The organism is Paenibacillus sp. AGC31 (assembly GCF_057334655.1).
Genome location: NZ_JBHFJH010000039.1, coordinates 173798 through 182036, shown reverse-complemented (window position 1 = coordinate 182036; position 8239 = coordinate 173798). Strand labels below are relative to the sequence as shown.

Genomic DNA, 8239 nt, shown 5'->3' with positions numbered 1-8239 from the left:
GCTCCAGGCCGAAGCCGCCGCGTTGCAGCAGGCGGCTGTGGGCGCGCAGCAGCGCCGCATGGAAGCGGCAGCTGCGCAAGAGGCCGGCCGTGCCGGGCTCGCCCAGGCGGAGCGCAAGCTGGCCGAGAGCGAGGCCGCAGCGGCTGCCTTGCAGGGCCGCTGGGCCACAGAACTGCCGGGCATCGCTCAGGAGGAGGCCAAGACCCTCTATCAGGCGATGCAGGAGCGCGATACGCGCGCCGAAGACATCAAGGAACGTCTGAACAAAAGTGTGACGTTCCTTGAGGAAAAAGACCAGATCATTCAATCTCTTCAGCAGAAGCTGGTCGAATTGGACAAACAACTGATCCAGTGGCAAACGCAGTGGCAGGGCAATAGCAAACAGCTGGCCGAGAAGGAAGAACGCTTGCGTCAGTGGGTTGGGGAGCAGCGGGTAGAAGATCTGATTGCTGCGGCTCAGGCTCGTCTGGATGGACTGCGGAAAGCAGCTTCGGACTCGGCACAACGCTTCAAAGAGGCGGACACACTGAAGCAGGAATCAGCCAAGAGAGACGTTATGGCTCAACAGGCAGCCGCCTCGGCAACAGAGCATCTGCAACAGGCACAGGAACGGTGGAAGCAATTGCTGGAACAATCCCCGTTTGACTCGGATGATGCTGTTGTATCCGCGGCAATTCCTTCACAGGAAGCAGAACGACTGGCAGGAGAGATCCAGCAGCACCGTGAACGTGAGCGTGAACTGGCATCCCAATTGCGTGAACTGGAACAAAAGCTGGGTGGTGCTGCCGTATCGGAGGAACAGTGGTTAGCGTGCACCGAACGATTGCAGCAGGTCCGGACTCAGGATGAGGCTGCCCTTCGTGCCAAAGCACGTGCAGAACGTGATCTGGAGGATGTGGAGCAGCGACATGTTCGCTGGACCGAACTGGAGAACAAGCGGGTGGAGGTAAGCCGTCAAGGCGAACTGCTCAGCAAACTGCAATCCGCGTTCAGAGGCAATGCTTTTGTCGAGTATATTGCTGAAGAACAACTGATGCAGGTTAGTCATGCGGCATCTCAGCGTCTGCGCTTCCTGACCAAACAGCGTTATTCACTCGAGGTGGATTCCGGTGGTGGTTTTGTGATTTGTGATGATGCTAACGGGGGAGTCAAACGACCGGTATCAACGTTGTCAGGTGGCGAGACGTTTTTGACTTCGTTGTCACTGGCTTTGGCACTGTCAGCCCAGATTCAGCTGCGAGGTCAGTACCCACTTCAATTCTTCTTCCTGGATGAAGGGTTTGGTACACTTGACCCTGAGCTGTTGGATACCGTCATTACGTCTCTGGAAAAATTGCATGACGACCGATTGGCTGTTGGTGTAATAAGTCACGTACCTGAACTGCGTGCACGCTTGCCACGCAAACTTGTGGTGATTCCGGCAGGTGAGGCCGGAAACGGCTCACGTGTGGTCTTGGAGACCCTGTAGAGGGATATGTGTATGATGAATATTCGCTTACAATCCGGGTTTGGATCAGAATGCCAAAAATATAGTGGGGATGTATGTTTGTCTATCAGGAGAAGTGACCTGTTACCGATTTAACGGCAGGACGTGGAGAAAAGAGGGAGGCATTACGCTTCTCTCTGCCCAAGTAACTGATTATTTCCGAATGTTATTTATTGTAAAAATATTTCTTTTCTTGCTTTTACAACATAGCGGAGTGAGTTACATCACAGATACAGGTTCATCTCGCTGTTATACTACAGTTAAGCCGACAAACTTTATTTAAGTACCCCGGCGGACATCTGATCAGGACGTTTCCTGAATAGATGTCCGCGCAGCAGACTTCCAAGGAAGCCGCTCACGGGGTGCTTCTTTTTTTGTGTTTCTCGTCAGTAGTGTCAATTCGCCCAGTTCTGAATACCATGAAAAGGTGATCAAGAGCAGAATCAGGGAGGCGTTGGCAAGTGGAAAAAGTGGAAGCGAAGAAAATATGCAAGGAACACATGCACCGTTATGTATGTGTACAGATGAATGACGGTATGCACTACGATGGCATTATGGAAAATGTGGATGACGAAATGATCTATCTGGCTGTTCCCGTTGGACCGGAAGCCATGGTGAATCATGCGAACTGGGCTCCAAATGCAATGCCGGGAGCAAACTATCCAATAGGTCATACTCGCGGATTTTACCCAGGATACGGTTACCCTACTCCTTATCCATATTATGGTTATGGCCGTAGACGTTTTAACCGACTGGTGCTCCCGCTTTTTGCGCTTACAGCGTTAACCCTTTTACCTTACTATTGAAATTGAAAAAACAGGTATAACTACAGTGATTCATTCTCATGCTTCTTATGAAAATCCTCGAAAATAACTAGCTGAGGATGGATGTTTCATTCATGGTACCATACAGCATAAATTAGAGAGGTCTTATCACATACGGAGTCTCAGCCTGATGTATCGCAACAGTCTTTGCAATACAACTGGCAACATACCGAATATCCAAAAAGGTCATGTCTGTGCAGAAGCGAACTTCTGTAAGGCATGACCTTTTTTTGAATCTAATTAGTGTAAGGTCGATGATGAACGGATGGCAAATAGCGTCTATTTAAACCTGCTTAAATCAGAAGCGGGCCTTAACGTGTCCGTAGCAGCAAGCAGCTTACTGCATCCTGAATAAGCGAGAACGTGACCATGTGCGAGCAACGATCAAGACACCGAAAAGCTTTAATTCTCTATTCCGATTAAAAGCTTCGCTTTGGGTGAAATCGATGTTGTTCTCTTGCCCAGGATTGGAGGAGCAAAGCATGATGTGTGAGTGCTGACGAATCTGAGGCATCTTATTCAAGGCTTTGAAGCGCCCTCAGAATTTTAAGGAATCTGATACACGTTATAACCGAACAAACAGCCGCTTTCAGTATTTTTTTGAGGTTATTTCGGGAAAAAACGTGCCTGATGTTCCTTATAATTTCAAATGTGGCCTGAACATCAAATAAGACGTCCTGTGTTCCTTGGAAAATCGTCCATCGACCACTACTCCTTCTCCAAGATCAGCCAGCATGGACTTCAAAATGCCCTCAACTTAATGCAGATTTCAAATCCTCAAGTAAATCCTCAACATCCTCGATCCCAACGGAGATCCGAATCAAACCATCTGTGATCCCCAATTCTTGCCGACGTTCATAGGGAATGGAAGCATGTGTCATTCGGGCAGGGACAGAAATTAAACTTTCCACCGCGCCCAGACTCTCAGCCAATGTAAAATAACGGACTTTGCTTAACACGTCATCTACTTTTTCAGCACTGCCTACATCAAAGGAAACCATACCTCCATATCCTCTCGCTTGCGTGGAAGCAAGCTTATACTGTGGATGGTTGGGCAACCCGGGATAATAGACTTTGCTCACTGTTGGATGTTGATTCAAAAATGCCACAATCTGCTCTGTATTGTGTTCTTGCGCTTCCATCCGCAATCCCAATGTTTTCAGACCTCGCATTAACAGCCAGGAATCCATAGGTCCCAGGACTGCTCCAATTGCATTTTGAATAAAATGCAGATCTTCACCAAGTTGCTCGCTGTTGACAACCGCAAGTCCTGCCACGACATCACTATGACCACCGATATATTTTGTTGCAGAATGCAGTACAATATCTGCCCCCAGAGCCAGCGGGGTTTGCCAATAAGGCGTACTAAACGTGTTGTCTACAATGAACAGCAATTCATGTTGTTTCGACCATTTCGCTACAGCAGCAATGTCGGTGACCTTGAGTAACGGATTGGTAGGTGTTTCTACATAAATGGCCTTTGTATTGGATTGTAAAGCCTGTTCCAGTGCTTGTAGTGAGGTGGTATCTACAAAGGTATATTCGATCCCCAGACGATTCAGCACCTTGGTGAAAATGCGATAGGTCCCGCCGTATACGTCATCCGTCAGAATGACGTGATCTCCAGTTTTTAACAGAGAAAGTACAGCGTGAATTGCAGCCATGCCCGAACTAAAAGCAAAACCTCGAACGCCATCCTCCAGCTCTTTAATGACTTCTTCCAACGCATGACGGGTAGGGTTGCCCGTACGTGAATACTCGTATCCTTTGTGTACGCCAACCGATTCTTGCTCATACGTGCTCACTTGATAGATCGGTACACTCACTGCTCCAGTGTGTGGATCACCAACAATACCTGCATGAATCAGCTTGGTTTTTGGTTTCATTTCATTGTCCTCCATTATAGATATTTTGGCTTAAATACCGTTCGCTGCTATCCGGGAAAATTACAACGATGTTACTTCCGGGAGCTGCGTGAACAGCTTCGTTTAATGCGGCTTGCATAGCTGCACCTGAGGAACTCCCTACCAGTAAGCCTTCCAACAAGGCCAGATCCTTGACCCGCTCAAAGGCATCTTCATCTGAGATCGTATGAATGGCATCAAAGTAACTCACATCCATAAAAGAAGATAACGTTTCGACCCCTATTCCTTCTGTACGATGTGGTCCCGATGGACCTCCTGCCAGAATCGAACCTTCGGGTTCTACGATACATGTTTTAATTAACGGGTTGTGCTCCTTCAAATAGCGAGATACTCCCATGAAAGTTCCGCCAGACCCGGCTCCGGCGACATATACATCCACCTGCCCGTTCAGATCACGCCAAATCTCAGGGCCCAGATGTTCATAATGTGCGAGTGGGTTATCCGCATTGGAGAACTGACCTGGAATATAGGAACCCGGTATTTCTTTCGCCAGCGATTCCGCCTTGCGTATGGCACCAGTGATTCCTTCGGATGTGGGTGTGTTAACGACCGTAGCACCAAGGGCTTTCATCAATTGCTGCTTCTCGACGCTGAACTTCTGAGGTACCGCGAAAATGACCTTTAAATTCAGGCCTACAGCCGCCATTGCAAGACCAATTCCTGTGTTGCCTGCGGTAGCTTCGATCACCGTTCCACCTGGCTTAACATCTCCTCGTGCCAAGGCCTTCTCCAATAAAAACTTGCCGATCCTGTCTTTCACACTTCCTCCAGGATTCATGAATTCCAGTTTGGCGAACAGGCGGATTCCTTCCGGTAATGGATAACGAGTTAATTCAAGCAGTGGCGTATTACCGATAAGTTCCTGTACATGTTGATAAACGGTCAAATTAACCAATCTCCTTTTGTGTGTCATTAACCATACATATTTGTTTAATTGGGAAAAGTGCGTGATAAAACCATATTTCGATAAAATGGCTTGGTGTACTTCCAATGTTGTAAAGTGTTTGGCTCGATGATAGATGGAGAGTTGACCTGGAATGCCTGGTTGTGTGTCTAGAGATTGGACGTGGGTTTTTACTTCTAGTATGATAGAAGGGAATACATACACTGGAATACAAAGGAGGGTATGAACTATGGATTGCTTATTTTGCAAAATTGTAGAGGGCAGCATTCCCTCCAATAAAGTACTGGAGAATGACCATGTTATCGTTTTTCATGACATCCAGCCCGCTGCACCGACACATGTTCTTGTCATTCCGAAGAAACATATTGCTTCCATGAATGAAGTTACTGCAGAAGATCTGCCATTGATCGGCGAGATTCATCTGGCTGCTCAAGAAGCGGCGAAGCGTCTTGGCGTGGAGGAAACGGGATATCGCTTAATCAATAATTGTGGTAAGGATGGAGAACAAACCGTTCATCATCTGCATTACCATTTGTTGGGTGGTACCAGACTTGGCGTGTTGACAAGTCTGTCCGATTCTCACAAATAAACGAGCTAATGGGTACTAATATTGAGGATTTAGTCATATGCATTAAATCCACGAATGTGTGACCAAATGCTTATATAATGAATTCATTTCATAATACCTTTGAGTTATAAAATGGATTCAAATAAGTGATCATTACATTGAGGTTGACACCTTTATTATCTTTCGCCTATAATGTAAGATGATGAACCGTGTTATTGCTCTTGGACGGTCTGGTCGGAGGGAGGGAAAACTGGTGTCTGAAACTAAAGTTCGCAAAAACGAGACTATTGATGCTGCACTTCGTCGTTTTAAACGCTCCATCGCTAAAGATGGCGTATTGGCTGAGGTGAAGAAACGTAAGCATTATGAGAAGCCAAGCGTAAAGCGCAAGAAAAAGTCCGAGGCTGCTCGTAAGAGAAAGTTTTAGGAGGATTTTAACTACATGAATCTTAGCGAACGATTGAACGAAGATATGAAGCAAGCGATGAAGAGTAAGGACAAGTTCAGACTCTCCAACATTCGGTTGATTCGTTCGACGATCAAGAATCTTGAAATAGATTTGAAAAGAGATTTGGATGACAACGAAGTGCTTGATATCCTGAGTCGTGAAATCAAACAGCGCAAAGATGCCCTCCAAGAATTTGACAAAGCGGGCCGTGAAGATCTCGCGGCAAATGCAAAAGCGGAAATTGAAGTACTCATCCAGTACCTTCCCACACAGCTTACCGAAGAAGAAATTAAAGTTATTGTACAGCAGACCATCCAGGAAACCGGTGCTTCTTCGAAAGCCGAGATGGGGAAAGTCATGGCGGCCCTTATGCCGAAAGTTAAAGGCAAAGCGGACGGCAAACTGGTAAATCAAGCAGTTCAACAATTTCTGCAATAAAGCAAATCAATAAACACCTTCTGACTTGTCAGGAGGTGTTTTTTCCATTTATCAGAAGGCATGATGTCTTTGGGATGACGAAATTTCTTTTTAATGGTTAATATATATTATTATGGATTATTATTCTTGCAATTGATTGAGTTTTCAAATATAATTTTAAGATTTTGAAACGAAATGTTGCATTGCACGTAATAAATACCATAAGCTGGACAGTATAACATTAATGGAAAAGGGGGGACTATTGTGAAGGGAAAGCGCCGGAAGAAGCTTACGGGGCCATTGATGCTCTTAATGCTGCTGACGCTGTTGCTTCCTGTCTGGATTGGATCACCGTCAGCGCATGCAGCTGAGAAGAGTGGCGCCGTATATATTATTCCGGTTGATAAACCAATCGAGCAGGGACTTGGCAAGTTCATGGAACGCGGGTTCAAGCAAGCGGAAGAGATGAATGCTGGCCTGATCGTTCTTGATATCAATACGCCGGGAGGCCGTGTCGACACTGCAGAAGCATTGGGTACCCTGATCAAGGACAGTCCGATTGAGACTGTTGCATTTGTTCGTGGAGATGCTGCTTCAGCAGGGAGTTTTCTGGCTCTGAATGCAGATAAGATCGTAATGTCACCAGGCAGTATGATTGGTGCGGCAGCAATGGTGGACAGTACGGGTAAACATGTTGATGATCCAAAGCTTGTTGCATTCTGGAAAAGCAAAATGCAGGGAGCAGCTGAGATCAGTGGTCGTGATGGCAAGATTGCAGCTGGAATGACGGATGTTAACATGGTTGTGGAAATGCCAGAGATTAATAAAACCAAGCAAAAAGGTGAGATTATTGCTCTCTCTGCTGAAGAAGCGCTGAAAGTTGGTTATGCTGATCACATCAGCAACACACCGGAAGAAGCGGCAACGTGGCTCGGTTACAGCCAGGATGATGTATTTAAGGTAGAACGGACGACAGCAGAGAACATCTCATCCTTTCTTACCAATCCGGTTGTCATGACCATATTGTTGTTCCTCGGAATCGCAGGTGTGGCCATTGAATTGATCGTTCCTGGGTTCGGAGTACCTGGTATTGTCGGTATCGTATGTTTTGTCCTGTATTTCTCAGGAAATTACGTTGCCGGTTTTGCAGGAGCAGAGACGTGGGTATTGTTCACTGTTGGACTCATCTTGATGATTCTGGAGATGTTCATACCAAGCATGGGTATTTTGGGTATTCTGGGATCAATTGCGCTTGTTGCAGGTGTTGTGAGGGCTGCTTATGATACGAGTGATGCATTCGTTTCCCTGGGTATCGCTTTCGGAGCAGCATTGGTAGTGATTGCGATTATCGCAGTACTGTTTAAAGATCGAGGGATATGGAATCGATTCATACTGAGTGACAGTCTGTCAGCTGAGCGTGGATACTCATCCGCTACCGAGCGTAAAGAGTTGATTGGACTGCAAGGCATCAGTCTCACACCGCTTCGGCCTTCTGGAACAGCGATGTTTGAAGGAGAACGAATTGATGTTGTGACAGATGGTGATTTCATTCCGGTTGACACCCCGATTATTGTGATTAAAGCGGAAGGTACCCGGATTGTGGTTCAGCAAGCTTTGCCGGTGTAACTTGCTCTCTTGTCGAAGCGGATTAACGCTTCGGCAATGTA

The 8239-nt window shown here is 46.6% G+C and carries 8 protein-coding genes; 6 read left to right on the top strand and 2 right to left on the bottom strand.

The window, feature by feature from the left end:
• Together ACE04G_RS24905 and ACE04G_RS24900 are read left to right on the top strand one after the other, a co-directional pair.
• Positions 1–1468, top strand: a 1468-nt coding sequence (locus tag ACE04G_RS24905; RefSeq protein ID WP_486095023.1) for an SbcC/MukB-like Walker B domain-containing protein, incomplete at its 5' end; no start/stop codon positions are given.
• Positions 1469–1947: 479 nt separating this feature from the next.
• Positions 1948–2292 (top strand): hypothetical protein, encoded by a 345-nt coding sequence (locus tag ACE04G_RS24900; protein ID WP_036674796.1) that lies wholly within the window; start codon positions 1948–1950, stop codon positions 2290–2292.
• A 770-nt stretch (positions 2293–3062) separates the two neighbouring features.
• On the opposite strand, the gene ACE04G_RS24895 is transcribed toward ACE04G_RS24900, so the two are convergent.
• Both ACE04G_RS24895 and ACE04G_RS24890 read right to left on the bottom strand, forming a co-directional pair.
• Positions 3063–4196 (bottom strand): bifunctional cystathionine gamma-lyase/homocysteine desulfhydrase, encoded by a 1134-nt coding sequence (locus tag ACE04G_RS24895; RefSeq protein WP_221821979.1) that lies wholly within the window; start codon positions 4194–4196, stop codon positions 3063–3065.
• 1 nt (position 4197) lies between these two features.
• Positions 4198–5148 (bottom strand): PLP-dependent cysteine synthase family protein, encoded by a 951-nt coding sequence (locus ACE04G_RS24890; protein WP_449004889.1) that lies wholly within the window; start codon positions 5146–5148, stop codon positions 4198–4200.
• 220 nt (positions 5149–5368) lie between these two features.
• Between ACE04G_RS24890 and ACE04G_RS24885 the strand changes: the two genes are divergently transcribed.
• From ACE04G_RS24885 to ACE04G_RS24870, 4 genes are all read left to right on the top strand, one after another.
• On the top strand, positions 5369–5728 hold the full coding sequence (locus ACE04G_RS24885; RefSeq protein WP_024628477.1) for a histidine triad nucleotide-binding protein: 360 nt from the start codon (positions 5369–5371) through the stop codon (positions 5726–5728).
• A 232-nt stretch (positions 5729–5960) separates the two neighbouring features.
• A complete protein-coding gene (rpsU, locus tag ACE04G_RS24880; RefSeq protein ID WP_005547957.1) occupies positions 5961–6134 on the top strand; it encodes a 30S ribosomal protein S21 in 174 nt (57 codons plus the stop codon).
• 15 nt (positions 6135–6149) lie between these two features.
• The gene (locus ACE04G_RS24875; protein ID WP_017687237.1) at positions 6150–6593 is read left to right on the top strand and encodes a GatB/YqeY domain-containing protein; all 444 of its coding nucleotides are present in this window, start codon (positions 6150–6152) and stop codon (positions 6591–6593) included.
• A 282-nt stretch (positions 6594–6875) separates the two neighbouring features.
• Positions 6876–8198, top strand: coding sequence for an NfeD family protein (locus ACE04G_RS24870; protein WP_221822063.1), 1323 nt, complete (start codon positions 6876–6878; stop codon positions 8196–8198).
• The last annotated feature ends 41 nt before the right edge of the window (positions 8199–8239 follow it).

What these genes read in the sequence shown, in the direction of transcription:
- ACE04G_RS24895 (WP_221821979.1), bottom strand. Translation starts at nt 4,196, where the DNA reads ATGAAACCAAAAACCAAGCTGATTCATGCAGGTATTGTTGGTGATCCA.
- ACE04G_RS24870 (WP_221822063.1), top strand. Translation starts at nt 6,876, where the DNA reads ATGCTCTTAATGCTGCTGACGCTGTTGCTTCCTGTCTGGATTGGATCA.
- ACE04G_RS24890 (WP_449004889.1), bottom strand. Translation starts at nt 5,148, where the DNA reads ATGACACACAAAAGGAGATTGGTTAATTTGACCGTTTATCAACATGTA.
- ACE04G_RS24885 (WP_024628477.1), top strand. Translation starts at nt 5,369, where the DNA reads ATGGATTGCTTATTTTGCAAAATTGTAGAGGGCAGCATTCCCTCCAAT.
- ACE04G_RS24875 (WP_017687237.1), top strand. Translation starts at nt 6,150, where the DNA reads ATGAATCTTAGCGAACGATTGAACGAAGATATGAAGCAAGCGATGAAG.